The sequence below is a fragment of the Kribbella sp. NPDC051586 genome, from assembly GCF_044453965.1.
Lineage (GTDB): Bacteria > Actinomycetota > Actinomycetes > Propionibacteriales > Kribbellaceae > Kribbella.
Genome location: NZ_JBITDF010000003.1, coordinates 808,956 through 834,830, shown reverse-complemented (window position 1 = coordinate 834,830; position 25,875 = coordinate 808,956). Strand labels below are relative to the sequence as shown.

Here is a 25,875-nt window from a genome sequence, read left to right as displayed (position 1 = left end):
CGTGAGTGAGGCGTGGGATCAAGCTGCTGATGACGGTGGCGACCACTGCGGTGGTCGCCGTCGCGTTTCGGGCGAGCGTCCAGCAGCAACACACGACCACTGGAGCTGCCGCCGTGGTCAGCTCCGAGCAGCCGAGCCGTGTGTCGTCGCCGTCGAGTAGGGGCGGCGCACGGAGCCCCGCACCCCAGCGCTCGCCGCGCACCACTCCGTCGGCTCCGCGGTCCCGTACGCCGTCGCCGAAGCCGACAGCACACCCGTCGGCTCAGCAACCGTCGGCCGCGGCGGTCGTGGTGGCAGGTGGCGTGGTCGACACGCAGTACGGGCCGGTGCAGGTCGGGATCACCGTGCGCGGCGGGCGGGTCACCACGGCCCACACGTTGCAGCACCCGAGCGGTGACGGACAGACCGACCAGATCAACGGCTACGCCGTACCGCAGCTCAACCAGGAGACGATGGCCGCCCAGAGCGCCCAGATCGACACGGTGTCCGGGGCAACCTTCACCTCGGAGGGATATCGCCAGTCACTGCAGTCCGCACTCGACGCCGCGCACAAGGCCGGTGCGCGATGACAGTGCACTCGGAGCGGCTGCGGCGCAACCTGCTGGTCGGCGGAAGCACCGGCGTACTGCTCGCCCTGCTGTTCCTGTTTCCGACGAGCCGGAACCACGTCTCCAGCCAGTCCGTTCCGATAGCGACGCCAGGCGTGGTCAGCACGTCACCCGGCACCGGCGATCTGACGGTGAACGGTACGTCGGAAGGCACGCGGTACGGGCCGGTGCAGGTGCGGGTCACCATCCGGAGCCATCGGCTGGTCGGCGTGAACGCGCTGGTGTATCCGTCGTCGGGCGGCCGCGACCGCGAGATCAGCTCGTTCTCCCTGCCGCAGCTGGAGCAGGAGGCGATCTCCGCGCAGAGCGCCCACATCGACACGGTGTCGGGGGCAACCTTCACCTCGGACGGCTACCGCCGTTCGCTGCAGGCGGCCCTGGACGCCGCGCACTTCCGGGCCGCGGGCTGAGGCGCTCCAAGAATTCCCCAAGATCGCGCTGCCAGCCTGGGCGTTCCGAACCGGTCCGACCTCAAGGAACGTGATGCAGACAGTCAACGGACTCCCCGCCCACGTGCTCCTCGTGCACGCCATCGTCGTCCTGCTACCGCTGTCCGCGGCCCTGCTGGCGCTCACCGCGCTGTGGCCCGCGGCCAGGCGCAGGCTCGCCGGTCCGAACGCGATCCTGTCGCTGCTGGTCGTCGTACTGGTGCCGATCACGACGAGTGCCGGCGAGTGGCTGGAGCACCGGCTGACACCCAACCCGCTCATCCACAAGCACACCGAGCTCGGCGACACGGCCATCTACGCGGCGATCGCGGTCGCCGCGCTCGCAGTCGTCGTGTGGTGGCGACAGCGCGAGAGCACCGGACGGACACCGGCCACGCGCACCTTTCTCGCGCCCACCTCAGGAGCCCTCACCGCAACGCTGACGGTCGCCGCCCTCGTGGTGTCGGCCGCGGCCGTGTACGACGTCGTACGCATCGGCGACTCCGGCGCGAAGGCAAGCTGGAACAACTGGGCCGCACACCGCTGACGGAGTCAGGTGGTCGTCGTGCAGACGTACAGCTCGACCAGGTCGAAATATTTCCAGCGGTACATCGTGGACAGCGAGGATAAGCGCTGCGCCGGTAGGAGCGTGTGATCAACTGGTGCCTCGAACCGCCGGACCGGAGGAGTCGATGCTGAGATGACGGCAGAACGACACGTGCCCACCCAGGACGACGTGCTCGGGTACTTCGACACGCTGTCGAACTGGGGACGATGGGGCAACGACGACGAACTCGGCACCCTGAACCACATCACCGACGACGTCCGCCTGGCTGCCGCGCGGGCCGTGCGCCACGGCAGGAGCGTCTCGTGCGCATGGGAGGTCGCCGTACCGGAAGAGATGGAGCGGTCGACGACGGCGTGCCCGTGCGCTGCCGACATGCCGGGCGCCGAGAACATGCCGTCCGCGTTCCACAACGACCGGCGCTGGGGCTTCTCGAACGAGCGGCTCGGCATCTTGTTCCACGGCAACACGATCACCCACCTCGACTCGCCGTGCCACATCTTCTGGGACGGCAAGATGTACAACGGGCGGTCGCACTCGTTGGTCGACGCGGCAACGGGATCGGCCTGGGCAGCCGTCACCGCGGCGGCGAACGGGATCAGCACGCGCGGCGTCCTGCTCGACATCGCCAAGGTCCGCGACGTGGCGTGGCTGGAACCGGGCCAGGGCGTGTATCCCGAAGATCTCGAGCAGGCCGAGCGGCTCCAGGGTGTGCGGGTGCAGTCCGGCGACGCGGTGCTCCTGCGGACCGGTTACGGCCGCGCCCGCCACGAGACCGGGCCGGCCGGCGGCATCACACAGGCCGGCTGGCACGCATCCTGCCTGCCGTGGCTGCGGGAACGCGAGGTCGCGTTGATCGGCGCCGACACTCCCCAGGACGTTCAGCCGTCGGGGTACGACGGCGTGCTGATGCCGGTCCACGCCGTCAGCCTCGTCGCGATGGGCCTGTGGCTGCTCGACAACTGCGACCTGGAGGCGTGCGCGAGTACGGCTACCGAACTCGGCCAGTGGGACTTCCACCTCACCGTCGCCCCGGTCCGCCTCGCCGGTACCTCAGGCAGCCCGGTCAACCCCATCGCCACCTTCTGACCGCGTGCTGGGACAGCCCCGCTGACCGCATCGCCATTGCTTGGTCAGCGTCCGGAGGAGCGAGGGGCGGCCAGTTGGTGGGCGGCTGATCTGGTTTCGTCGTTCATGGGGAAGAAGCACTCGATGCGTAGTTCCTGGAGGGTTACGTCCTGTGGGGTGCCGAGGGTGGTGACCGTGGAGAAGTAGTCGAACTGGCGGTCTGCGTGGACGTAGCGGATGGGGACGATCGGGAGGACGGGAGCCGTCACGTCCAGCGAACGCAGGCCCGCTGGTACGCCGGGATAGTCCAAGACTTCCTCGAGGATGCGCTGGGCGCGCTCGTCGGTCACGCCTCCGACTGCTTCGCGGCGCGCACGGCGTACCAGCGCCTCGGCGACCTCCGGCCAGTTCGCAATGTGCTGCCGTACGCCGTCCGGGTGGAACATCCTGCGCAGCACGTTGGCCGGCCCTGGCGGCGTCTCCGTCTTCCCGTCCTGGAGGAACGCGAAGAACCGCCGGGCAGCAGCGTTCGTACTGCGGATGTCCCAGCTCCGATCCATCACCAGCGCCGGGAACGGCTCCTGCTGGGCGAGAATCGTGGCGAGAGCGTCCCGGACCGCGCCCAGCGCCGGCTCGTCGAGGGCAGACTCCTGGTACTCCGGCGAGAACCCGGCGCTGAGCAACAAGGTGTTGCGTTCGCGCAACGGCACATCGAGTACGTCGGCCAGCTTCAGCACCATCGACCGGCTCGGATTGGATCGCCCCGTCTCGACGAAGCAGAGGTGGCGCACAGAGACCGCAGCCGCACTGGCCAACGCCAGCTGACTCAGCCTCCGGGCGCTCCTCCAATGCTTGAGCAGTTCACCGACCTCAGCCACCTGTCGAGTATTCCGGTTTCCAGGCGTGCGGCGCCACCGCTTCCTCCAGCTCGGGCCGGGCGAGGTTGCCCGTGTAGTTCGTCATCGTCGACACCGCCACACCGATGATTGCCTCCAGCACCTGTTCGTCGGTGAAGCCGGCCGCCGTGAAGTCAGCGACATCGGTGTCGTCCACATGTCCCCGCTTCTCGATCATTGCCCGGGTCAACCTCGACAGCGCCGCCATCCGCGGGTCGTCGGGCAGCTCTCCGCGCCGCAGGGCCTCGACCACGTCCGGCTCGACCCCGTCGGCAAGTGACTCGAGCGTGTGGAACGCGACCGCCCATTCGCTGCGGTTGGCCACCGCGTTCGAGAGCAGGAGTACCTGCCGCTCGTCCGCACCGAACGTCCCGAAGCCGCGGAACTGACCGAAGGCCGCGAAGAAGGTACTGAGCAACGGCACCGAGTTCGCCATCACCCCAGCCACAGCGGGCACAAACCCAAAAGCATCCTGCAGAACCTGAAGCGTTTCCTTCGCGGGCTCGGCCGCCGTACCGGGAGTGTGGATCTGGTAATTGTTCACACCCCCACCCTCCGCGCCCACCCACACCGAAACAATTCCCTCACAGGTAAATGCCTCACTTCCGTAGGCAAACGAGTGCTGCGGTGTTCACGCAGCAGGCTTGCTGCCTGCACATCCACGTCTAACTGGACTAATCCGTCCAAACCCGGTCGCGCCGTATCGCTTGACAAGCGGGAGTTTGAGAAGACGGTGCGGCCGCCGAAAGGTACCGTGGAAGGCGTGACCGGATCGGGAAGCACGGCGGTGCCCGCACCCCGCCGGGTGACGCCGCGTGGTCTGGCGACCCGAGCACGAATCGTCGACGCGGCCGCGGACCTGATGTACATACGAGGCGTCAATGCCACGACACTCGACGATGTCCGGGCGGCGAGCGGCACCAGCAAGTCCCAGCTCTACCAGCACTTCGCCGACAAGGACCAACTGGTCCGGGCGGTCGTCTCGCTGCGCGCCGAGCAGATCCTCGAGCGCGAGCAGGGCTACCTGGAGCGGTTGCGTTCGTTCCGCGGACTGGAACGCTGGCGGGACGCTCTGGTCCAACGCAACGCCCTCCAGAACGGCGCGTACGGCTGCATGCTCGGCTCCATGGCGAGCGAACTGTCAGATCAGGACGACGAAGCCCGCAAAACCTTGGCGGACACTTTCGCGGAGTGGACCGGCCTGATCGCCGCCGGCCTACGACGAATGCAGGACACCGGCTCCCTCAGCAAAACCGCCGACCCCGAGAAGCTCGCCATAGGCCTCATGGCCGCACTGCAAGGCGGCTACCTCCTCGCCGAAACCCACCACGACATCAAGCCGATGGAAACAGCCCTAGACATGGCCCTCGACCACATCCGCTCCTCCCTCACGACCTGACAGAGGCCGGTCCTGGCGGCTTTTGCGGAGGCCTGGGATCAGGGAGATGGTGGCGAGGAAGGAGGCTGTGGCGACGAGGCCTATGGATAGGCCGGCGGCGTGGACGTCTCCGCCGAAGAGGGTTGCCAGGCCGCCGGCCGTTACCGCGCCTACGCCCTGCATCGAACTCATTCCTACGGTGTAGAGACCCAGCACCTGGCCGCGGTTGTCCGGGGCCGTCCATCTGACGAGCCGCTCCTGGAGGGGAAGGCTGGCGCTGTAGCCGATCGAGGCCAGCGTCGCCAGCACACACGCGACAGGCAGCGAGGGCTGGAGGAGGAAGAACAGGTACGGCGCGGCGAGCAGCAGGCGGGCGGGCTCCACCAAGCGGTCGCGGAATGCCGGCGGGACGAAGCGTCCCATCCCGACGTCCCCGATGAGCATGCCGAGGGCGGCGGCCGAGAAGAGGAATCCGGCCTGGGCGCCCGAGTACGGAACGATGAGCGCCTCGCAGCCGACGATGAGGCCGTTCGGCAGCCACAGCGCGAGGTAGACCGGGCGCAGCACCGGCGACCCGAGGAGCATGCGATTGACGGCCTGGCTCCGTCGCACGGCGCGGCCCTGCGCCCGAGGTGCCCGGTCGCTCAGTCCCCAGCGGCACAGCAGTACGACCAACAGGTTCGTACCGGCGGAGCCGACGAACAGCTCTGGCGGACTGAAGTGCAGCAGGAGCACCCCGCCCAATCCGAAGCCGACGATCTGCATGGCGCCCGCGGCCACATTGCTCGTCGCCCGCGCGAAGACGAATCCGCCCTCGGGAACGACGTCGGATATCAACGCCCCGAAGGTGCCGGAGGTCGCAGACAGAATGATCCAGGGCACCACGAGCAGCACCACCCGAACACCGATCGCCATCCCCGGGATTGCCTGCAGCGCGTTTCCGGCGGCCATCACGCCGACGGCCAGCATCAACGCCGTCCGCGGCCGCAACAGGTCGGCCAGGCTGAGCAGGAACCACGACGCGACGAGGCGCACCAGCGGTCCGCCGAACATCACGAAGGCACTGAGGACGGGCGATCCGGTCTGGGAGTACGTCAGCGTGCCGAGGCCCAGGCTCGCGACCGAACCAGCCGCAACGTTGAGTGAGGTCGCGGCGAACAACACCCGGAACTCCGGGATCGAGAACAGCTGGCGATAGGTCTGCACGCCCCGAGTGTGTGCGGCCGCCGGCCTGCCCGGATAATGTTTCGCAGGGAGGAGAAACATCGATGGGTACCTGGAAGGTCCCGGTCGACATCCTGGCCGAGAGCCGGTTCGCGATCTCGACCCTGGCCGAGGTCGTCGGATCGCTGAGCACCCTGCGCACTGCGCGGACACCCGAGCAGCGCGCCTTCCACGCTGCGCACGGCGCGGCCTTCCGCGACTGGCTTGCCGACCGGCCGGTCGTCGTCGACCTCGTCCGCGCCAGCTTCCGCGTGATCCAGCCCGGCCGGTTCGGCCTGATGCCCGACTTCTTCGGGCTGCCGCCGCCTTGGGTGGCCCGCACCTCGTTCGAGCTCGAGCTCGACCAACTGCGTTCCCTCACCGACGACGAAGTACGGGCAGACCTCGCGGCGACGACCAAGGCGCCGTTGGCCGCCACGTTGCTCGAGCCGGGAGTCCGCGACGCCCTCGTGGATCTCGTCGTGTGGCTGTGGACCCACACTTTGGAGACCGACTGGACCAGGCGGGAGCGACTGCTCCGCGCGGACATCGTGGCGCGCACCGACCAGCTCGCACGCCACGGCTGGGGGTCCGTACTCCGCGACCTCGGCCGCGATCGGGAATGGGTCGGCAACGGCGAGCTCCGCGTCAACCGCTTCGACCGGCCGACGGTGTCACTGCCTGCCGGGAGCCGGCTGACCTTCGTCCCGACCAACCACTCCGGAAGCTGGGCCGGGTGGTACCGCGACAGTTACGCCATCTACTACCCGGTCGCCGGACGCCTCGCCGCGGTCGACGCCGCCCGAGCGACGGGTCTCGGTCCGCTCATCGGGGAGTCGCGCGCCGAGCTTCTCCGGCTCCTCGACGGCCCGCGCAGCACGACCCACCTGGTGGCCCTGAGCGGCCAGACCCTCGGAGCGGTAGGCCGACACCTCAAAGTCCTGCTCGGCGCAGGCGTCGTACTGCGCCGGCGCTCGGGGCGGGAGGTGCTGTACTGGCGAACCCCGCTGGGCGACTCGCTCGTCGCATCGACGGACGTCAGCGGGTCTCGGGACGGAGGCCGGAGACGGTCGACACCATCCGATAGTGCCGAGGTGTCGCCTTGAAGCGTTCGTTGAAGAGCCGGTAGAAGTGGCTGAGCGAAGGGAAGCCGCATTCGGCGGCCACTGACGCGATCGGGCGGTCGGTCATCCGCAGCAGGGCCGCCGCGCGGTTCAGACGGAGCTGGTTGACCAGCTCGGTCGCAGTCTGGCCGGTGCCGGCCTGAATGACCCGGTTGACGTGCTCGCGGCTGCGGCCGGCCAGGTCGGCCAGCCCGTTGACGCCTTCGCCGAGGGCGACCGGATCGTCGGCGAAGCGGCTGAGCGCCTCGGTCAACCAGGCCGGCAGTCCGTTTCCCTCCGGGCGGCCGACCATGTCGCACAGCACCTCCAGCAGGAACCGCTCCAGCTGCAGGCGCCCGGCGGGTCCGGACACCAGCACCGATGTCAGTTCGGTGATCCGCTGCAGCCGGACGCTGTCGAGCCGATGCGTCACGGGCAGTCCACCGTCCGACCACGGCCAGTCCGCCGCGTCGAAGTACCGCGCCTCGAGCGCCCTGAGCGTCTCGCTCGGGAACGACACGGCCACCTGGGCGAACGACCGGCCGGGGACGGGCCGGAACAGGTGGACGTCGTCGGGGCGGATGAACACCAGATCGCCCGTCTCGAGCAGCCGACGCGTCCCGCCGACGACGTGCAGGAGTCCGCCGTACTCGATCCAGGTCAGCTCGGCGAAGTCGTCGTGCGTGTGCAACCGGCCGACGAACCTGACGGCCTCGGTACGCCGGCCGACGTAGTAGGCGTCCCCGGGCGCGACGTAGTCCTCGAGATGCAACAACGTCACGTCGGTGTCACTGGAGAGCAATTTTTGGTCCCTCCGCAGGAAGAAGCATCACTGTCGAGCATATAGCGTCGATCGCAGGGGAACCGGTGGAAGGAGACGGCGATGCAGGAGATCACCCGGCAGTACGACGCGGACGGCTACGTCGTCGTCCGGGACGTGATCGACCCGGACGTCGTCGCCGCGTCCAACGCCCACGTCGACTGGCTGCTCGCCCGGCATCCCGAGCTCACTCCGGAGCAGCTCGGGCACCGCCTGGCCCGCGACGATCCGTTCTGGATCCGGCTCGTGGCCGATCACCGCCTGCTCGACCTCGCACAACTGTTCGTCGGCCCGGACATCGCCTTGTTCGCAACGCACTACCTGTGCAAACCGCCGAGGAGCGGCAAGGGCGTCGAGTGGCACCAGGACGGAGCGTTCTGGCCGCTGGAGCCGATGCAGGTCGTCACGCTCTGGCTCGCCCTCAGCGACTCCGATCCGGACAACGGATGCCTGCGGGTCCTGCCCGGATCTCAACGCTCGGAGCTGGAACAGATGAAGCAGGCCGGCCCGGGGACCGTGCTCCGCCACCGGATCGACGCCGACATCGACGAGACCCGGGCCGTCGACCTGGTGATGCGTCCCGGAGACGTCGAGGTGCACCACCCGAACATCGTGCACAGCTCGATGCCGAACAGGTCGGACCGCTGGCGAAGGGCCCTGACCATCCGCTACATCCCGACCAGCACGCGGATCACCCGGCCGGACGAGGCGACCGCGATCCACCTGCGCGGTGAGCGCGTGCCCGGCCTCAACACCTACCTCGAGCCGCCGCCCTTTCGTGCCGGTCATCATTTCCCGCCGGACGTGGCGAGTCGCGCGTGCTGACTGCCTACGGTCACTCCTGGGTGTTCGGAACCGGCGCACGGCAGCACAGCGAGGGCTTCGTGGAGCTGGCCGCGCGGCAACTCGGCGTTCGTCTGACCAACCACGGCGAGAGCGGGAGCCTGAGCACGGAGACGGCCAGGCTCGTCGTCGCACATCCGCCTGGCCCCGCCGATGTCTACGTCCTGATGACCGGATTCAACGACGCGCGTCTGCACGGGCCGGCACCAGTAGGACAACGCCAGTACGAGGAATCCCTGGAGATCGTGTTCCGCTCCCTGCACAAGGCCGACCCGAACGCGGTGACGCTGGCGATCGAGCAGCCCCACATCGCGAACTACTCCGGCCACGCACCGTACGACCGGGCGACGGATGCGGTCGTCGACCGGTACAACGCGATCCTGCGCGCCACCGTCGAACGCTTCCCGACCGCCCGGACGATCGTCGTCGACGGCTGGGACGCCGCCACGATGCTTGCCAAGGACAACGTCCATCCGAACGACAGCGGACATGCCGTCCTGGCGCGGGCACTGGTCCGGGCGATCACCGGAAGGACGGCAACCGATGACAGACCATGATGTCGACCTCCAGGTCCGGCAGCTGCTCGAGAGTCACTGGGACGATGCCCGCGGGTACTGCGTCCCCAACCCGACGACGTACCCCCATCTGTGGCTGTGGGACTCGTGCTTCCACGCCATCATCTGGGCACACCTCGGCGACGACCGCGCGCTGCGCGAGCTTGACGCCACGCTGGTGGGACAGCTGCCCAACGGTCTCGTTCCGCACATGCGGTACGGCGGCCGGCGGGCCGACTCGTGGTTGGGGCCGCTCGAGAAGACCTCGTCACTCACCCAACCGCCGATGTTCGGCCACGCGGCCAAGGTTCTGAGTGCGCGCGGCTTCGCGCCGTCGGCAGAGACCCTGGACCGGGCCCGGCGCGGACTCGACTGGCTCTGGCGTACCCGACGTACCGAGGACGGCCTCATCTACGTCGTCCACCCGTGGGAGGCTGGCAACGATCACAGCCCACGGTGGGACGACTTCGGCGCTCCCGGGCGCACGCCGGACAACTACAGCCGGCCGGCCCGGACGGCGTGGAACAAGGCACGCGTCCACGACATCACCTTCGACCGCGACGGCGGCGCGGAGTGGTCGTCGTCCTTCGTCGTCTGCCCGGCCGCCTTCAACGCGTACGTCGCCTTCAACCTGGCCGAACTCGCCGAGTTGCTGGACGACCGGGAGCTGGCCGTCCGGGCAGCGCAGTTGAGCGCTGCGATGGACGCCCTCCTGTGGGACGACGACGAACAGCTCTGGTCCGACCTTCCGGTCGTGGGAGGCGGGCCTTCCGCAAAGCTGCCCACGAGTGACGGTGTGATGCCGGCCCTGGTGACCCGCGACCGGGCCAAGGCCGTCGCGGCACTACACCAGCTCGATGATCCCGACCGGTTCGGTGCGCCGTACGGTCCGGCGAACGTTGCCCGCGGCAACCCGGCGTACGACCCGCAGACGTACTGGCGTGGACCCGCCTGGCCCCCGCTGAACTACCTGTTCTGGCTGGCGGCGCGCCGCTGGCAACTCGACGGCCCCGCACAGACCCTGGCCGACCGCTCGGTCGGCGGTGCGCTGCAGAGCGGGTGGGCCGAATACTGGAATCCCGAGAACGGAACCGGCCTCGGTGCCGCACCGCAGACCTGGACCGGTCTGGTGATCGCTTTACGTGATCCGATGATACTTGCCCAAGGCATCGGTCACGCGTCCCCCACCGAAGGAGTGATCGAACGATGAGAGCGCGGACAGTGATGGCGGGAGTGGGGATCGTGCTGGCCACGGCCCTCAGCGCCACCGCCTGCGGAAGCGGTTCCGACGAGGGCGGTGCCACCACCGGTGAGCTCGCCTTCGCCCACAACAAGCCCTGGGACTTCGACTCCTTCTCGAAGGTGTCGAAGCAGGACATCGACATCAGCCTGAAGAGCACGCAGTACTCCGGCGATCCGTACCGGGCCTTCATCCGGCAGTCCTTCCGGACCAAGGAGAGCCCGGGACTGTTCACCTGGGAGGTCAGTACGGCGCTCGACGAGCTCGCGGAGCAAGGGGTGATCGCCGAGACCACCGACCTGTGGACCGAGGCCGTCGACAAGGGCTACGTCACCGACGCGGTGCGTCAGCTCTACACCGTCAAGGGCAAGCAGTACTGCACGCCGATCAGCGTCGACGACTGGGTGATGTTCTACAACAAGTCGGTCTTCAAGAAGTACAACCTGACCGTGCCGACGACCTGGGCCCAGCTGATGCAGGTCGCCGTGACCCTCAAGCAGCACGGCGTGACACCGTTCTGGAACCAGACCAAGAACTGGGCGTTCGTCTGGTTCCAGACCTTGCTGGCCGGCACCGACCTGCAGCTGTACAACGACTTGTCCACGGGCAAGGCGAAGTACACCGACCCCCGCGTGGTCGCGATCATGAACAGCTGGCTCGACCTGCAGAAGAAGGGGTACTTCAACGACCCCGGCCAGACCGACTTCGCCCGCGACCTGATGCGCGAGGGCAAGATCGCGATGGCGCCCGAAGGCACCTGGTTCACCGCCGACGCCGGCCTGGCCGGCATGACGATGGGCAAGGACGTCGACATGTTCGTCATCCCGGCGGTCAAGCCCGGCGCGGCCACCCCGGTCGCGATCGAGACGGCGCCGGTCTGCGTCGGAGCGACCTCCAAGCAGAAGGCACTCGGGCTCAAGTACTCCCAGTGGTGGATGTCCCCCCAGGGGCAGGCGGCGTGGGTCAAGCAGCAGGGCAACATGCCGTTCACCAAGGACGCCCAGGCGCCGACGCCGGAGATGAAGGTGCTCAAGACCAAGCTCGACACCGGCAAGTACGAGTACTACAACCGGTACTACGAGGCGACGCCGGTGCCGATCCGGACGGTCGCGCTGGAGCAGTTCAGCGCCTTCCTCACCAACCGCGGCGACCCGATGCCGTACCTGACCGCGATCCAGACCGCTGCTGACGCGTACTGGGCCGGGCGATAGCGGCGTGAACCGGTCGGGCGCGACGTCGTACCAGGGCCAGGCTCGGGGCTTCCTCCTCCCGAGCCTTGCCCTGGTGCTCCTGGTCTTCTATCTGCCGGTGCTCTACACGTTCTACCTGAGCTTCACGAAGTACAACGGCCTCGGTACGCCGCAAGCCGTCGGACTCGACAACTTCGCGGCCATGTTCGAGGACTCCGCGTTCCTGGACGCGGTGAGGAACACGGCGATCTGGGTGCTGGGCACGCTGGTCCTCCCGGTCGGCCTCGGCCTGCTCGTGGCGGTGCTGGCGTTCGGGTTCCGCGGGAGCGGATGGCTCCGGCTGCCGTTCCTGGTGCCGTACGCGCTGTCGGGCGTCGCTGTCGGTGTCATCTGGAGCTTCATGCTGGGGTCGGGCGGTGCGCTCACACAGGCGCTGCAGTTCCTCGATCTGCCGGGCGCCGGGCTGCGCTGGCTGCAGGATTCTCCGCTGAACACCGTCGTCATGGTCGTCGCCGCGGCCTGGCAAGGCGTCGGCGTGAACGCGCTGCTGTTCACCGTCGGCCTGCAGTCGATCCCGAAGGAACCGCTCGAGGCCGCCAGGATCGACGGCGCGTCCGGCTGGCGACTGTTCAGGCACATCACCTGGCCGCTACTCAGGCCGTCGACGACGGTGGTGGTCGGATTGTCGATCGTCAACGGTCTGAAGACCTTCGATATCGTCCAAGCGATGACCCAGGGCGGGCCGGGTCGCTCGTCGGAGACATTGGCGCTGACCATGTACCGCGACACCTTCGTGAACAGCGACTACGGACTCGGGTCGGCGGTGGCGATCTTCCTCAGCGTCGTGACTGTCGGCGCCTCGATCATCTACCTGCGCCGGCAGCTGAGCCTGAGCAGCAACAGTCTCGGAGGTGGCAGATGACGCCGTCGCGCACCGGAATCATCATCCGCGTGACAGTGCTCGTGCTCCTGGGCGCCCTGTGGCTCGTCCCGGTGTACCTGCTGCTGGCCAACGCGGGGAAGACGGTCCAGAACTACTCCGGCTCCACGCTGTGGCATCCCGGCTCGCTGGGACCTTTGTGGCGCAATCTCAGTCAGGTCGTCACGGGGACCGATATCCCCCGCGCGCTGGTGAACACTGCGGCGTACAGCGTGATCGCTCCGGCGATCGCTGTCGTCCTGGGCGCGACGGTCGGCTTCGCCGTCATCGTGCTCAAGCTGCGCCACGGGTTCCTGTGGTTCTTCGTGATCTACTGCGGGTCGGTGTTCCCGCTGCAGATGCTCGTGATCCCGTTGTTCGACAGCTACTCCCGGTTGGGGCTGTACGACTCGCTCGGCGGCATGGTGCTGATCTACTCGATCGTCTGCCTGCCGTTCTCCGCGTTCGTGATGCGGAACTTCTTCGCCGGCATCGCCGATTCGGTCTTCGAGGCCGCGGTCGTCGACGGGGCGAAGACCGTCCGGATCTTCACCAGGATCTACCTGCCGATGTCGTCCAGCGCGCTGGCGGTCGTCTTCATCCTGCAGGCAACCTGGGTCTGGAACGACCTGTTGCTCGGCCTCATCCTGACTCAGAGCGACACCACCCGGCCGGTCATGCCCGTACTCACCGGACTGCAGTCCACCGAGGGCGGCGGCGCCAGCTACACCGTCGTACTGGCGGCGGCGATCCTCGTATCGTTGCCGACAGCATTCTTGTTCCTGGTCTCTCAGCGCTACTTCGCGAAGGGTCTGGCGCTGGGCCAGTACTGACCTCTGAGGAAGCTGATGAGAGACGACGCAGTACGTGTGCTGGAAGAGAACTGGACCGGACACTCGACGGTCCCGTCGCGGTCGTTGTATCCGCATCAGTGGAGCTGGGACTCGGCGTTCATAGCCATCGGGCTGCGACATCTGTCGGCCGGCCGGGCGCGGACCGAGCTGGAATCGCTGATGCGGGCGCAATGGCCGGACGGGCGGATCCCGCACATCGCGTTCGCGCCGAGCGTGCCGCGCGACGCCTACTTCCCGGGTCCGGACTTCTGGCAGGCCCGGTCGGCGGACGGGACCGAGACCTCGGGGATCGTCCAGCCGCCGATCCACGCGCTGGCGGCGTGGCTCACGCATCAGGCCGACCCCGCCGGATCGGCGGGCTTCCTGGAGCGGATCTACCCGCGGCTGGTGGCGTGGCACGAGTACCTGCGCGAGCGTCGTACCCTCGGTGACGGCGGACTGGTCGCGATCGTGCACCCGTGGGAGTCCGGCATGGACAACAGCCCGGCCTGGGACCTGCCGCTCCAGCGGGTCACGCCCGCGCCGGCCGGTTCGTTCACCCGGCGCGACACCGACCACGCCGCGGGCGCCGATCGGCCGACGGACCTGGACTACGGGCGGTACGTCCAGCTCGCAGCGACGTACCGCGACCATGGCTACGACGACCGGGAGACGCCGCAGGCCTTCGTCGTCGAAGACCCTTGTTTCAACGCATTGCTGATCTCCTCCGAACACGCGCTGGCCGAGATCGCCGAAGAGCTCGGTCACGACCCCGCTCCGCATCGCCAGTACGCCGCCGCGCTCACCGGTGCCCTGGTCGAGCGGCTGTTCGAGGACGGGATCTTCCGCTCGCGCGACGTACTGACGGGCGACCTCATCCCGGCGGACACCGTCGCCGGCCTGATACCGCTCGTGGTTCCCGGTCTGGCGGTCGCCGACGAACTCCTTGCGACGGCGCTCGGGCCGCGCTTCCGCCTCGGCGAGACCCGACTCGTGCCCAGCTACAGCCTTACCGCTGCCGACTTCGACCCCGGCCGCTACTGGCGCGGACCCAGCTGGTTCAACACAGCCTGGCTGATCCACCGCGGCCTCGTCCACCTGGACCAGACCGGCTATGCCCAGGCCCTCCGCGCCGACTTCCTGGGCCTCGCCGAATCCACCAACTACGCCGAATACATCGACCCCTTCACCGCCGCCCCGCACGGAGCCCGGAGCTTCAGCTGGACCGCAGCCCTGGCCATCGACCTCGAGGCGGCCGGCTAGTGCTCAGCGTGGTGGGCGGAGTACCGCGAACGGGTCGGTGACGGTCAGCTCCCGGGCCACGAACTTGTAGACGGTCGCGGGACGCCCGCCGCTCTGGCCGGGGCTGGCGCGCCGCTCGGTCGGGTCGATCACGTGCCGCCGGGTCAGGACGCGGGTGAGGTTGGTGGCGCCGAGCTCGTAGCCCAGCGCGGCGCCGAACAGATCACGCAGCTCGGCGATGGTGAACTCCAGCGGAGCCAGCGCGAACCCGATATTCGTGTACGACAGTTTCGCGCGCAGCCGCCCGACCGCCGCTTCGATGAAGAAGTGATGGTCGAACGCGGTCCGCGGCAGGTCGTCGACCGGGTGCCAGACCGTGTCGGACGGAAGCGCCGGCTGTACGTCGGACGGAACCAGGCCGAGGTACGCCGTTGCCAGTACGCGGGCGCGCGGATCGCGATCGATCGCGCTGTGGGTGGCCAGCTGCTCCAGGTGGGCGACGTCGCGGACGTCGACCTTCGTGGCGAGGTGCCCGGTGATGGCCTCGCGGAGCCGCTCCGCCGGCTCGACCCCGCCGCCGGGCAGCGCCCACCGGCCGCTGTGCGGGCTCCGCGCGCGTTTCCACAGCAGGACGCACAGCCTGCCGTCGCGCACCGACAGGACCACGGCCAGCACCTCGTGCGGATAACTGGGGAAGTTAACCGGATCACCTTTCTTGGCTGCGGGCACGACGACGATGGTAGCGTGTGTCCAGTTATCGCCTCTTAAGCGAAAACCTCCAACAGCAGCGACGGAAGGTCGGAGCAACACATGCAACTGACGACGGAGACGGTCCGGACCGCAGTGCTGGCCGCATTGGCCGAGGACCAGGCGGCGGACGACGTCACCACCCAGTGGAGCGTTCCCGCGGAGCTGCAGGTGGAGGCGACGATGATCGCCAAGAAGCCGGGCCGCCTGGCCGGTCTGCCTGCCGTACAAGCCGTGTTCGCCGCGGTCGATCCCACCGTCACGGTGCGGCCGGCTGTGGCCGACGGCGATGAGGTTCTGCCGGGACAGCCGCTGGCGTGGATCAGTGGCGCGGCGCGCTCGATCATCACCGGCGAGCGGGTGGCGTTGAACTTCGTCCAACGGATGTCGGGCATCGCAACTCTCACGGCGGCCTTCGTAGCTGCGATCGGAGCACACCCGGTCCGGCTGCTCGACACCCGCAAGACGGCGCCCGGCCTGCGGGCCATGGACAAGTACGCCGTGACCTGCGGCGGCGGGACGAACCACAGGCTCGACCTGGCCGCCATGGTCCTGCTCAAGGAGAACCATCTCGCCGCGGCAGGTGGCGTCCTCCCGGCGGTTCGCCGGGTCCGGGACGGCATGACCGCGACAGGCAGAGATATGGCGATCGAGGTCGAGGTCACCACTGCGGAGGAAGCCCGCGAGGCGCTGGACTGCAAGGTCGAGTGGATCCTGCTGGACAACATGTCAGCCGCGGAGATGGCCCAGATCGCCGAGCAGCGCAACACCTCCGGGTCCGATGCCCGGCTCGAAGCCTCCGGCACCATCACCCTGGACACCATCGCCGACGTCGCCGCCACCGGTGTCGACGCGGTCTCGGTCGGCGCCCTGACCCACTCTCCCACCGCACTCGATATCAGCCTGCTGGTCACCCGCAACCACGGGTGAGCCGAGGTTCGTCGCGGCATTGTCACCCCCAGTTATCGTCTATTAAGCGAAAACTTCTCGAAAGAAGGACCTGTTGTGACCGTTGGTCAGCACACAGCAATCAGCTGGCAGGAAGAGGTACGCCGCCTCGCCCAGGAGCGAGATGCGGTGGTGCTCGCCCACAACTACCAGGAACCGGCGATCCAGGACGTCGCGGACCACGTCGGCGACTCGCTCGCACTGTCGCGCATCGCGGCCAGTACGGACGCGTCCACGATCGTGTTCTGCGGCGTGCACTTCATGGCGGAGACCGCCAAACTTCTCAGCCCGGACAAGACCGTCCTGATCCCCACCGCTCAGGCCGGCTGCTCGCTGGCGGACACCATCGACGCCGACCAACTGCGCGCCTGGAAGGCCCAGCACCCCGGCGCCGCTGTTGTTGCCTATGTCAACACCAGCGCCGCGGTGAAGGCCGAGGCCGACGTCTGCTGTACCTCGTCCAACGCGGTCGAGGTGGTGAACTCGATTCCGGCGGATCAGCCGATCCTGTTCCTGCCCGACCAGTTCCTCGGAGCGCACGTCAGGCGGCAGACCGGCCGGGACAACATCGAGGTGTGGATGGGCGAGTGTCACGTGCACGCCGGCATCAGCGCGTCCGACCTGCGTGCTCAGGTGGCGGCCGATCCCGCGGCCGAGGTCCTCATCCATCCCGAGTGCGGCTGCGCGACGTCGGCGGTCTGGCTCACCGGCGTGGGTGATCTGCCGGCAGACCGGACCCACATCCTGTCCACCGCCGGCATGCTGGACACCGCTCGTGAGCTGACCGCGAAGACCGCTCTGGTCGCGACGGAGATCGGCATGCTCCATCAGCTTCGCAAGGTCAACCAGCAGACGACTTTCCTGCCGGTGAACCCGAAGGCCTCGTGCCGGTTCATGAAGATGATCACCCCGGAACTGCTGGTCCGATGCCTGCGGGAGGGACGCGACGAGATCCAGCTGCCGCCCGAGGTCGTCGAGCGGGCCCGGCGTTCGGTCGAGCGGATGGTTGCCATCGGCAAGCCTGCGGGTGCTCGATGACGCGCGCCGTGGACGTCGTCGTCATCGGCACCGGCGTGGCGGGCCTGTCGACCGCGCTCGGTCTCGCGGCGACCTGCGACGTACTCCTGCTCAGTGCCGGCGACGGCAGCACGCCATGGGCGCAGGGCGGCGTCTCGGCCGCGTACGGCGAGGACGATCCGCTCGACCACTGGCACGACACCGACGTCGCGGGCGCGGGATTCTGCGATCCCCGCAACGTCCGTGCGCTGGTCGAGGAAGGACCGCAGCGAGTCGCCGAACTCATCGCTCACGGGGCTCGCTTCGACCGCAACGACGACGGATCGTTGTCGAGAACCCTGGAGGGCGGCCACAGCCGTCCCCGGATCGTGCACGCCGGCGGTGACGCCACCGGCGCGGAGGTTCATCGCGCGCTCGTCGGCGCCCTGCGGCGAACCAGCGTCCAGACGATGACCGGACGGACCGTCGGTCTGGTCCAGTCGGAGTCCGGAAGCGTCGTCGGGGTGCTCGTCGAGGCAGGCACCGAGGTCACGCAGATCGACGCCCGCGCCGTAGTACTGGCCACCGGCGGGATCGGCAACGCCTACCTGGCGAGCACCAATCCGTCGACGGTGCGCGGCGACGGCATCGCCCTGGCGCTGCGGGCCGGTGCCTCGCTGGTGGACATGGAGTTCGTCCAGTTCCACCCGACCGCGCTCCACACCGGAGAGACGACCGGTCAGTTGCCTCTGGTCACCGAGGCGGTCCGCGGCGAAGGCGCCGTACTGCGCGACGTGCACGGCCGGAGGATCATGGACGGACTGCATCCGCGAGCCGATCTGGCTCCGCGGGACGTCGTCGCACGGGCGATCGAGGCGACGATGCGGCGCGACGGGTCCGATCACGTCTGGCTTGACGCGACGGGTGTCGCGCCCGACGTACTCCGACGGCGATTCCCGACCGTACTGGCCTCTTGCGCGCGCATCGGGGTCGACATGCTGACGGAACAGATCCCGGTCGCGCCGGCCGAACACTTCCTCTGCGGCGGCGTTCGGACCGACCGCAACGGCGCAACCGACGTACCAGGCCTGTACGCCGTCGGCGAGGTCGCCGCGACGGGCGTCCACGGGGCCAACCGGCTCGCCTCCAACAGCCTGCTGGAGGGCCTGGTTTTCGGGCGGCGGGTCGCGACTGCCCTGACCCTCGACCTCCCCGCGAAGGACCACGGTCGCACCCACGAGGTCGCGCTGGGCGAGGATCGCGAGCCGGAGCGGATTCGCGCGATCCTGACCAGGTACGCCGGTATCCGTCGCGACGGCGCAGGCTTGAACGCCGCCGCGGACGAGCTCGACAGCGCCGGCAGCGGACCGCTCGCGACGGTGGCCCGATCTGTCGTCGTGGCGGCGACCGCGCGCCAGGACAGCCGCGGCTGCCACTGGCGCTCGGACCTACCACACTCCGACCAGCGATGGGACGAGCACATCGTCGTACGCCTCGACGAGGATGGTCGCCCGACCACCCGGCAACTTGTCCAGTCAGCCACCCGCTGATGCCGCCCGAGCGGTTGTGAGTGGTTGAGCCGGGGTACCGGGAAGCGCCGGACACGCGGCAGGATCGCTGGAAGAGGGTGGGTATGGGCAACGCAGCCTGGATCTTGATCGTCATCGCACTGGTCGGGGCCGGGCGGCTGTGGCTCGCGTACCGCTTCGGCGAGCTGCGCCGCTCCGGCCACCGGGGCCGGACCGCCTGAGCGCCCGGTCGTGATCGAGAACCAGGTAGAGCGGCCAGTTGTGGCCGGGCGGTACCGGCTGGGTATCCGGCTGGGCCGTGGCGGCATGGGCGAGGTCTACCGAGCGACCGACGAGCTGCTGGGCCGGTCCGTCGCCGTCAAGGTGATGCTGCCGGTGGCCGACACCCTCGCGGCCGAGGAACGGTTCCGCCGGGAGGCCCGGGCCGCCGCGAAGATCGCCGATCCGCATGTCGTCACGTCGTACGACTTCGGTGAGTACGGCGACGGCTATTACCTGGTGATGGAGCTCGTCGAGGGCCCGACGGTCGGCGAGGCGCTCCACGAGTACGGGCCGTTCACTCCCCCGCGGGCCGTCGACCTGATCCGCCAGGCAGCACGCGGGCTCGCGGCGGCCCACAGCTGCGGCGTCGTGCACCGCGACATCAAGCCCGGAAACCTCCTGCTGTCGGCGGACGGAACGCTCAAGATCACCGATTTCGGTATCGTCCGGCTGCTCGGCGACAGTACGACGACCCTCACCGCGACGGGCCAGATCGTTGGCTCGAGCCACTACTTGGCCCCGGAGCGCATCGCCGGACAGCCGGCCGAGCCGACGTCGGACGTCTATGCCTTGGGCTGCGTCCTGTACCAGCTGCTCACCGGCCACCCACCGTTCACCGCGGACGACCCGGCCGCTGTCATGTACCAGCACTTGCAGGCGGAGGTACCGCGACCGACAGACCTACGACCTGACGTCGAGGCTCTGCTGTTCTGGATGCTCGAGAAGGATCCGTCGCGGCGGCCGACCGCGCATCAGGTCGCAGCCGGCGAGACGCCGCCGGCTGTCGACGACCGCACCGCGGAAACCGTCGTACAGAACACACGGCGACTCTCAGGGCGACAGGTCTTCGCGGCGACCGGCGCGACAGTCGCCGTCGCGGTGGCGGCGACCGTGGGCGTTCTGCTCGACAGGACCGACGTACCGCGGCCGCGAACGGACGATCTCCCCGCGACCACCAGCTCGACCGTGCCGAGCTCTCCCCGGTCGACCGCATCCGTCCGGCAGACATCCACACCGAAGGCCACCAGCCACCCGTCCACCGCAAAGCCCCCGGCCGCGACCCAGCCGCGCATCGCCGCCAGCTCCTCGACGAAGCCGCGTCCGCCACAGAAGTCGCCGGCCAAGGGTCATCAGAAGACCCCCAAACCACACCCCCACAAGAACCCGTGAGACCAGCCATCGCCCCACCCGCCGACGTGGGCGCGTGGGGCGATGGCTGACGGATCAGAGCTCGCCTTCGCTCTCGACCTTCTTCTTGAGCTGGTCCTTGGTCAGACCCGACGTACCGGAGATGTCCGCGTTGTCGGCCTGCTGGGCGAGTTGATCGCGGGTCATGTCCCCGGGCTGCTCACCGAGGTGCTGTTTGCGGCTCGCCGCGAACGCGTCGCCGAGCTGCGCGCGCCGCTCGTCGGACAGGTTCGACCGCATGCCCGGCAGCACCTTGGTCTCCTCCTCCTCGACGTGGTGCGACACAGCGTCGATCAGGTTCTGCAGAGCCTTGTCGAACGCCGGCGAGGCCGGATCGGTCCCGGCCAGCTTGGCCAAGAGCTGATCGGCCTCGATGTGCTCCTGCTGGCTGTGCGAGACCTCCTCCTTCTCACCCGCCTCCGCGGCCGCGACGGGGTACACCTCCGCCTCCTCGGCCCGGCTGTGCGCAGTCAGAAGCGTGGTCAGCACCGGCAACAGGTTCGGCCGCTTCTCCGGGTTGTCCTTCAACTCGTCGAACAGCCGCTCAACCTCACGGTGGTCCTGCATGATCAGGTCGACGACATCTACAGCCATTTCTGGTTCCCCTCGAATCGACTTGCTTTGATCCGTCTGTACCCCGACCCATGCGGCAATCGTTGCCCCCGGCAGCCGCGCGTTCAGACCCCCCGTTTGGCCGCTCGGTGAGGGGTCGGCACACTGGGGTGGCTGGCTTCGGGTGATGGGAGACCTGCGGGCGATGGGAGAAGTGCTGCCGGTGGACGGTGCGCGTCGGCCGGCGTGGCATCGCCGGATCTGGTCGGCCGTGTCGTTGCTGCTCCTGCTCGCACTCGTCGAGTACGTCGTACTCCCGAAGCTCGCCCTCGCGCGCCAGTCGCTCGATCGCGTCTCGCAGCTCAACACGGTCTGGGTGGTCGCCGCGGCCGTTCTCGAGGCGGCGAGCCTGGTCAGCTACTCGTTGTTCACCCGCGCGCTGCTCGGGGGCGGCCGGCTGCCGTTCTCGTGGGTCCTCCGGTCCGACCTCACCGGGTACGGCGTCAGTCACGTCGTTCCGGGTGGCGCGGCCACGGCGGGCGCACTCCGCTTCCGGCTGCTCGTCAGCGGCGGCGCGCAACCCACGAACGTCACGGCCACCGTCACGGCCGAGGCCATCGGTTCGCCGCTCGCGCTGGTGCTGCTTGCCTGGCTGACGTCGATCCCCGCCCTGTTCCTGCGGGAGGCGACGCCGGCGTACCTGGCGATGTTCCTGGTCGGGCTGATCGCGCTGGCGTGCGGCCTCCTCGCCGTCCGCGGGCGCTCGACGTTGCACCGGCTCGCCGAGGGCCTGCTCCGGGCCATCCTGCGGCGACTTCCGCAGCGCGTCCGGCCGTGGATCGCCTCGGTCGCCGTCCGTCTGCGCGAACTGCTCGCCGACCCCGAAGTACGCAAGGCGTTCCTGATCTGGGCCACGCTCAACTGGGTCTTCGATGCCGCCGTCCTGTGGACCTTCCTCGCCGCGTACGGCGAACGAATCAGCCCGGTCCCGCTGCTGCTCGCGTACTGCGCCGCGAACCTCGCCGCCGTCGTACCCCTCACCCCCGGTGGCATCGCCGTCGTCGAGGGCATCGCGATCTCGACCCTCATCGGGTACGACGTCCCGGGCCAGGTCGCCGTCCTCGCCGTCCTGTCCTGGCGGCTGATCCAGTTCTGGGCGCCGGTCCCGCTCGCCGGCCTGACCTATCTGAGCCTCCGCGCCCAGAGCGCAACGACCCGAAGCACATCCTGACCTAGCCGAACCCACTCCTCCGGAGGCACAACTTGAGTAACGCCGACATCGTCATCGCCGCCCTTCGCACCGGGTACGAGCGGCTCGCGGGCCTGGTGACGAACTTCGACGAAGAAACCCTGGCCGGCCCGTCGGCAGCGACCGAGTGGGACATCGCGCAGGTGCTGAGTCACCTCGGCAGCGGCGCGGAGATCATGGCCAACACGATCCAGCTCACTCTCGACCGCAAGCCCGCCGCCGACAGCGACTTCAACCAGAACGTGTGGGCCCGCTGGGACTCGTCGTCGCGCCAGGAGCAGGCCGCGGGCTTCCTCGTCTGGAACGAGAAGCTCATCACCTTGTTCGAGTCGCTGGACGACGACCAGCGCGACAACCTCCGGATCGACCTGGGCTACCTACCCGCCCCAGCGGACGTGGCAACAGTCGCCCGCATGCGCTTGAGCGAGCTCACCTACCACTCCTGGGACGTCCGCAGCGCGTCCGACCCAGGCGCCACGCTCGACGCTGACGCCGTACCGCAGATGCTCCAGGCCACCGGCGACCTGAGCTGGATCACCAAGCCGGCCAACCTCAACGGCCGGCAAGCCGTCCTGACGGTCGTGACAACCGAGCCGTCGACAGAGTTCTCGCTCCGACTCGACGACCCGGTCAGCATCGACCCGATTCCCGCCGACGACTCCGACAGCGCCGCCACCGCCGACGGGTCGCTGACCCTGCCCGCAGAGTCCTGGCTGCGACTCATCGCGGGGCGCCTCGGCCCGGACCGCACCCCAGCCGCAGTCACCTTGACCGGACCGATCACCCTCTCCACCCTGCGCAACGTCTTCGCAGGCTACTGACCCATCGGAGGTCGCGTGCTGAGCTTCCTCCGGGAGCTCAGCACCGCGGCAGCCTGATCCACGGAGAAGGCGGTGATGCCTAGGGCAACGAAGGCGACGCCGAGTGGGAGCAGGGTGAGGAACGCTCGTACGCCGCCGGCCGTGCTGAACGGGACCGTCAGAGCCCCCAGGATGGTCAGTCCGCCGATCCAGGCCGGGACCGTCCGCGCGCGCAGCAGGGCGATGCCGAGCAGCACCGTTCCGAGCACGAACAGCGGCGCGAAGGCGAACGGCAGGCCGATCAGCGGCACGGAGTCGGAGAGGGTGAACAGGCTCGCGGCGAGGTCCTGGTGATCCGGGACGAGGCCGCCCATGACGAGCGAGATCATCGCGTCGCCGGTACCGAGTGCGGTGATGCCGACGCCGGCGAGGATGGCGCCGGCGGTGGCGAGCCGGGCGCCACGCTCGCGGATCAGCCGCAGCAAGGCGGCCAGCCCGGGTACGACGAGGAAGGCGCCGATCGCGGTGAGCAGCCCGCCGATGGTGCCGGTGACGCGGTGCGCCGCGAGTTGCGCCACGTAGGCGGCGGCCGGCTGGTCGGACGGGACCGTCAGGAGGTGGCCGACCACGATGCCGACGCCGCCGGCGGCCAGGGCGATCGCGGACAGCCGATTGCGGGCGGTCAGGTCGGACGCCGTCGTACCGCTCACGGCCGGAAGGCTGGTTGTCATGGGAATCTCCTTGCGCTGAAGGCTTTCTGGACGCCTCGACCGTACGAAGGGCGCGCCGCCGGTCGCTTCCGTCGCGAGGTACGGGTTCAGACGGCGGTCCGGAGGACGTTGCCTCCTCCGTGAGGAGGATGGGCAGGGTCGGCCGTTCGTTCTACCGTCGTGGGTATGAGGACGACCAGGCTGCTCCGGCCGGCCCCGGCCGACATCGCGCTGGCGGTGGCGTTCGCGGTCGTCGCCGAGGTGGAACTGCGTGTTTCGAGTCAGAACATCCTCGCCGGGCACGTGCCGGTCGCGGTCGACTCTTTACTGGTGCTGGTGCCCTTGGTGCCGCTGGCCTGGCGCCGCGCGGCGCCGATCGAGGCCTGCGTCGCGGTAGCCGCCGGACTCACCCTGGTCGGTGCCGCTTTTGGCGGAACACTCTGCTTCTTCGGTGGCCTGTTCCCGTTCCTGGTGACGGTCTACTCCGCGTCGGCCTGGGCCCGCGCGCCGTGGGACCGTGCGGCTCTGGCCGTGCCCGTGCTGCTGATGGCGCCGATGCACTGGTACATCCCCGATTTCAGACTCACCTACGACGCGGGCCTCGGGCTGGTCCTGTCCGGCATGGCGTGGACGGCCGGTCAGGGTGCGCGTCGTTGGCGGCGCCAATCACAGCAGCTGGCCGCCGCCCTCGCCGTCGCCAACGCCGGCCGCGACGCCCAGGCCGCCCTGGCCGTCGCCGAGGAGCGCGCCACGATCGCCCGCGAACTGCACGACATCATCGCGCACAGCATGAGCGTGATCGTCATGCAGGCGGGGATCGCCCGACTCGACGTACGGGACGCCCCGGACAAGGCCGACGCCGCACTCGAGCGCATCGAGGGCCTCGGGAAGTCCGCACTGCAGGAGATGCGCCGCCTCCTGGGGATCTGGCGCGACCACCAGGACCTCGAGCCACAACCCGGCCTCGACAGGCTGCCGTCGCTGCTGCGCGACTTCGCAGCGGCAGGTCTCTCGATCGACCATCGCATCGAGGGTGATCCGCGGCGGCTGTCCACAGCGCAGGACGTGTCGGCGTACCGTGTCATCGGCGAAGCGCTCACCAACGCGGCACGTCACGGCGGGCCGGGCAAAGTCCGGCTGGACCTGGACTGGCGGACCGACGAGCTCTCGATCACCGTCTCCAATCCGCTCGCCGCGACGCCGCCGACTTCCACCAGCGACGGCCACGGCCTGGTCGGCATGCGCGAGCGGGCGGCCGTCTTCGGTGGCCGATGCAGTACGGCGGTGGACTCGGGCCGCCATGTGACGACGGTCGAGTTCCCGTACGACGCGGAGCCGGCGTGATCCGCCTGGTCGTCGCCGACGACCAGGCACTGATCCGCAGCTCCCTGCGCTCGATCTTCGACCGGGAGCACGATCTCGAGGTCGTCGCCGAGGCCGGCAACGGGTCCGAGGCCGTCGCCGCCACCCAGCGCACCTCACCCGACCTGGTGCTCATGGACATCCGGATGCCGGGCACGGACGGCATCGCGGCCACCCGCGAGATCCTCAGCGAGCCCGAGCCGCCGAAGGTGCTGGTGCTCACCACCTTCGACCTCGACGAGTACATCCACGCCTGCCTCCGCGCCGGTGCCAGCGGATTCCTGCTCAAGGACACCGACCCCGCCGGCATCGTCGCCGCCGTCCGCGCGACGTACGCCGGCGACGCTGTCCTGTCCGCGGCAGTCACCCGCCGCGTCATCGCCTCCTACATCCACACCCCGGCACCAGGCACGACTCTGCCTGCCTTGACGGACCGCGAGACCGACGTACTCCGCGCCGTGGCACGCGGCCTGTCCAACGCCGAGGTCGCCCACGAACTCTTCCTCGGCGAGACCACCGTGAAGACCCACGTCACATCGATCCTTGCCAAACTCGGCGTCCGCGACCGCCTCCAGGCCGTCATCCGCGCCTACGAATCCGGGCTCATCCGCCCCCACCCCAACAACTGAACCGCGTTGCGCCG

General features: G+C 68.9%; 28 protein-coding genes. 21 read left to right on the top strand and 7 right to left on the bottom strand.

The annotated features are described in order from the left end of the window. Positions 1 to 5 precede the first annotated feature (5 nt). The 4 genes from ACIA58_RS22750 (at position 6) to ACIA58_RS22735 (ending at position 2,690) form a co-directional block, all read left to right on the top strand. Complete coding sequence (locus ACIA58_RS22750) at positions 6 to 569, top strand: FMN-binding protein (RefSeq protein ID WP_396405746.1); 564 nt, start codon at positions 6 to 8, stop codon at positions 567 to 569. Next, the gene (locus ACIA58_RS22745; RefSeq protein ID WP_396405745.1) at positions 566 to 1,018 is read left to right on the top strand and encodes an FMN-binding protein; all 453 of its coding nucleotides are present in this window, start codon (positions 566 to 568) and stop codon (positions 1,016 to 1,018) included. Before ACIA58_RS22750 ends, ACIA58_RS22745 begins: the two co-directional genes overlap by 4 nt. 73 nt (positions 1,019 to 1,091) lie before the next feature. Continuing rightward, complete coding sequence (locus ACIA58_RS22740; RefSeq protein ID WP_396405744.1) at positions 1,092 to 1,583, top strand: DUF2231 domain-containing protein; 492 nt, start codon at positions 1,092 to 1,094, stop codon at positions 1,581 to 1,583. A gap of 153 nt (positions 1,584 to 1,736) precedes the next feature. Continuing rightward, on the top strand, positions 1,737 to 2,690 hold the full coding sequence (locus ACIA58_RS22735) for a cyclase family protein (RefSeq protein ID WP_396405743.1): 954 nt from the start codon (positions 1,737 to 1,739) through the stop codon (positions 2,688 to 2,690). Between the two features lie 44 nt (positions 2,691 to 2,734). Here ACIA58_RS22735 and ACIA58_RS22730 read toward each other — a convergent pair whose 3' ends face one another. Together ACIA58_RS22730 and ACIA58_RS22725 are read right to left on the bottom strand one after the other, a co-directional pair. After that, a complete protein-coding gene (locus ACIA58_RS22730) occupies positions 2,735 to 3,547 on the bottom strand; it encodes a helix-turn-helix domain-containing protein (RefSeq protein ID WP_396405742.1) in 813 nt (270 codons plus the stop codon). Then, positions 3,540 to 4,109 (bottom strand): carboxymuconolactone decarboxylase family protein, encoded by a 570-nt coding sequence (locus ACIA58_RS22725; protein ID WP_396405741.1) that lies wholly within the window; start codon positions 4,107 to 4,109, stop codon positions 3,540 to 3,542. The genes ACIA58_RS22730 and ACIA58_RS22725 overlap by 8 nt, the downstream gene beginning before the upstream one ends. 219 nt (positions 4,110 to 4,328) lie before the next feature. On the opposite strand from ACIA58_RS22725, the gene ACIA58_RS22720 reads away from it, so the two are divergent. Next, positions 4,329 to 4,964: a TetR/AcrR family transcriptional regulator gene (locus ACIA58_RS22720; protein ID WP_396405740.1), complete on the top strand. Its 636-nt coding sequence runs from the start codon at positions 4,329 to 4,331 to the stop codon at positions 4,962 to 4,964. Here the strand turns inward: ACIA58_RS22720 and ACIA58_RS22715 are convergent. Next, a complete protein-coding gene (locus tag ACIA58_RS22715; RefSeq protein WP_396405739.1) occupies positions 4,920 to 6,149 on the bottom strand; it encodes a hypothetical protein in 1,230 nt (409 codons plus the stop codon). The two genes, ACIA58_RS22720 and ACIA58_RS22715, sit on opposite strands and share 45 nt — an antisense overlap. A 62-nt stretch (positions 6,150 to 6,211) precedes the next feature. On the opposite strand from ACIA58_RS22715, the gene ACIA58_RS22710 reads away from it, so the two are divergent. After that, the gene (locus ACIA58_RS22710; protein ID WP_396405738.1) at positions 6,212 to 7,252 is read left to right on the top strand and encodes an ArsR/SmtB family transcription factor; all 1,041 of its coding nucleotides are present in this window, start codon (positions 6,212 to 6,214) and stop codon (positions 7,250 to 7,252) included. Here ACIA58_RS22710 and ACIA58_RS22705 read toward each other — a convergent pair. Continuing rightward, the gene (locus tag ACIA58_RS22705) at positions 7,185 to 8,051 is read right to left on the bottom strand and encodes an AraC family transcriptional regulator (protein WP_396405737.1); all 867 of its coding nucleotides are present in this window, start codon (positions 8,049 to 8,051) and stop codon (positions 7,185 to 7,187) included. The genes ACIA58_RS22710 and ACIA58_RS22705 overlap by 68 nt on opposite strands. A gap of 81 nt (positions 8,052 to 8,132) precedes the next feature. Between ACIA58_RS22705 and ACIA58_RS22700 the strand changes: the two genes are divergently transcribed. The 7 genes from ACIA58_RS22700 to ACIA58_RS22670 are packed head-to-tail and all read left to right on the top strand — an operon-like array spanning position 8,133 to position 14,911. Continuing rightward, positions 8,133 to 8,894, top strand: a complete 762-nt coding sequence (locus ACIA58_RS22700; RefSeq protein ID WP_396405736.1) for a phytanoyl-CoA dioxygenase family protein — start codon at positions 8,133 to 8,135, stop codon at positions 8,892 to 8,894. Then, complete coding sequence (locus ACIA58_RS22695) at positions 8,888 to 9,469, top strand: SGNH/GDSL hydrolase family protein (protein WP_396405735.1); 582 nt, start codon at positions 8,888 to 8,890, stop codon at positions 9,467 to 9,469. Before ACIA58_RS22700 ends, ACIA58_RS22695 begins: the two co-directional genes overlap by 7 nt. Next, positions 9,456 to 10,676 carry an MGH1-like glycoside hydrolase domain-containing protein gene (locus ACIA58_RS22690; RefSeq protein ID WP_396405734.1) on the top strand — a complete coding sequence of 407 codons (1,221 nt, stop codon included), beginning with the start codon at positions 9,456 to 9,458 and terminating at the stop codon, positions 10,674 to 10,676. The genes ACIA58_RS22695 and ACIA58_RS22690 overlap by 14 nt, the downstream gene beginning before the upstream one ends. Next, positions 10,673 to 11,917, top strand: coding sequence for an ABC transporter substrate-binding protein (locus ACIA58_RS22685; protein WP_396405733.1), 1,245 nt, complete (start codon positions 10,673 to 10,675; stop codon positions 11,915 to 11,917). Before ACIA58_RS22690 ends, ACIA58_RS22685 begins: the two co-directional genes overlap by 4 nt. A gap of 4 nt (positions 11,918 to 11,921) precedes the next feature. Beyond that, complete coding sequence (locus tag ACIA58_RS22680; RefSeq protein ID WP_396405732.1) at positions 11,922 to 12,818, top strand: carbohydrate ABC transporter permease; 897 nt, start codon at positions 11,922 to 11,924, stop codon at positions 12,816 to 12,818. Next, positions 12,815 to 13,648 carry a carbohydrate ABC transporter permease gene (locus tag ACIA58_RS22675; protein WP_396405731.1) on the top strand — a complete coding sequence of 278 codons (834 nt, stop codon included), beginning with the start codon at positions 12,815 to 12,817 and terminating at the stop codon, positions 13,646 to 13,648. Before ACIA58_RS22680 ends, ACIA58_RS22675 begins: the two co-directional genes overlap by 4 nt. Positions 13,649 to 13,663: 15 nt before the next feature. Continuing rightward, entirely contained in the window at positions 13,664 to 14,911 is a 1,248-nt protein-coding gene (locus ACIA58_RS22670) for an MGH1-like glycoside hydrolase domain-containing protein (RefSeq protein WP_396405730.1), read from the top strand. Between the two features lie 3 nt (positions 14,912 to 14,914). Here ACIA58_RS22670 and ACIA58_RS22665 read toward each other — a convergent pair whose 3' ends face one another. After that, the gene (locus ACIA58_RS22665; RefSeq protein ID WP_396405729.1) at positions 14,915 to 15,619 is read right to left on the bottom strand and encodes an NUDIX hydrolase; all 705 of its coding nucleotides are present in this window, start codon (positions 15,617 to 15,619) and stop codon (positions 14,915 to 14,917) included. Positions 15,620 to 15,700: 81 nt separating this feature from the next. Here ACIA58_RS22665 and nadC point away from each other — a divergent pair, with 81 nt between their 5' ends. From nadC to ACIA58_RS22645, 4 genes are all read left to right on the top strand, one after another. After that, the gene (gene nadC, locus ACIA58_RS22660; RefSeq protein WP_396405728.1) at positions 15,701 to 16,567 is read left to right on the top strand and encodes a carboxylating nicotinate-nucleotide diphosphorylase; all 867 of its coding nucleotides are present in this window, start codon (positions 15,701 to 15,703) and stop codon (positions 16,565 to 16,567) included. Positions 16,568 to 16,642: 75 nt separating this feature from the next. Further along, positions 16,643 to 17,623, top strand: a complete 981-nt coding sequence (gene nadA / locus ACIA58_RS22655) for a quinolinate synthase NadA (RefSeq protein WP_396405727.1) — start codon at positions 16,643 to 16,645, stop codon at positions 17,621 to 17,623. Further along, positions 17,620 to 19,131, top strand: a complete 1,512-nt coding sequence (gene nadB / locus ACIA58_RS22650; RefSeq protein ID WP_396405726.1) for an L-aspartate oxidase — start codon at positions 17,620 to 17,622, stop codon at positions 19,129 to 19,131. The genes nadA and nadB overlap by 4 nt, the downstream gene beginning before the upstream one ends. A 210-nt stretch (positions 19,132 to 19,341) precedes the next feature. Continuing rightward, on the top strand, positions 19,342 to 20,541 hold the full coding sequence (locus ACIA58_RS22645) for a protein kinase (RefSeq protein WP_396405725.1): 1,200 nt from the start codon (positions 19,342 to 19,344) through the stop codon (positions 20,539 to 20,541). 54 nt (positions 20,542 to 20,595) lie between these two features. Here the strand turns inward: ACIA58_RS22645 and ACIA58_RS22640 are convergent, their stop codons facing one another. Further along, a complete protein-coding gene (locus ACIA58_RS22640) occupies positions 20,596 to 21,153 on the bottom strand; it encodes a hemerythrin domain-containing protein (RefSeq protein ID WP_396405724.1) in 558 nt (185 codons plus the stop codon). A gap of 163 nt (positions 21,154 to 21,316) precedes the next feature. On the opposite strand from ACIA58_RS22640, the gene ACIA58_RS22635 reads away from it, so the two are divergent. Both ACIA58_RS22635 and ACIA58_RS22630 read left to right on the top strand, forming a co-directional pair. After that, entirely contained in the window at positions 21,317 to 22,342 is a 1,026-nt protein-coding gene (locus tag ACIA58_RS22635; RefSeq protein ID WP_396405723.1) for a YbhN family protein, read from the top strand. A 32-nt stretch (positions 22,343 to 22,374) separates the two neighbouring features. Next, a complete protein-coding gene (locus ACIA58_RS22630) occupies positions 22,375 to 23,181 on the top strand; it encodes a maleylpyruvate isomerase family mycothiol-dependent enzyme (RefSeq protein WP_396405722.1) in 807 nt (268 codons plus the stop codon). Here the strand turns inward: ACIA58_RS22630 and ACIA58_RS22625 are convergent. Further along, the gene (locus ACIA58_RS22625; protein WP_396405721.1) at positions 23,175 to 23,891 is read right to left on the bottom strand and encodes a DUF4386 family protein; all 717 of its coding nucleotides are present in this window, start codon (positions 23,889 to 23,891) and stop codon (positions 23,175 to 23,177) included. The genes ACIA58_RS22630 and ACIA58_RS22625 overlap by 7 nt on opposite strands. Positions 23,892 to 24,056: 165 nt before the next feature. On the opposite strand from ACIA58_RS22625, the gene ACIA58_RS22620 reads away from it, so the two are divergent. Both ACIA58_RS22620 and ACIA58_RS22615 read left to right on the top strand, forming a co-directional pair. Next, a complete protein-coding gene (locus ACIA58_RS22620) occupies positions 24,057 to 25,214 on the top strand; it encodes a sensor histidine kinase (protein WP_396405720.1) in 1,158 nt (385 codons plus the stop codon). Continuing rightward, positions 25,211 to 25,861 carry a response regulator gene (locus ACIA58_RS22615; RefSeq protein ID WP_396405719.1) on the top strand — a complete coding sequence of 217 codons (651 nt, stop codon included), beginning with the start codon at positions 25,211 to 25,213 and terminating at the stop codon, positions 25,859 to 25,861. The genes ACIA58_RS22620 and ACIA58_RS22615 overlap by 4 nt, the downstream gene beginning before the upstream one ends. Positions 25,862 to 25,875: the final 14 nt, after the last annotated feature.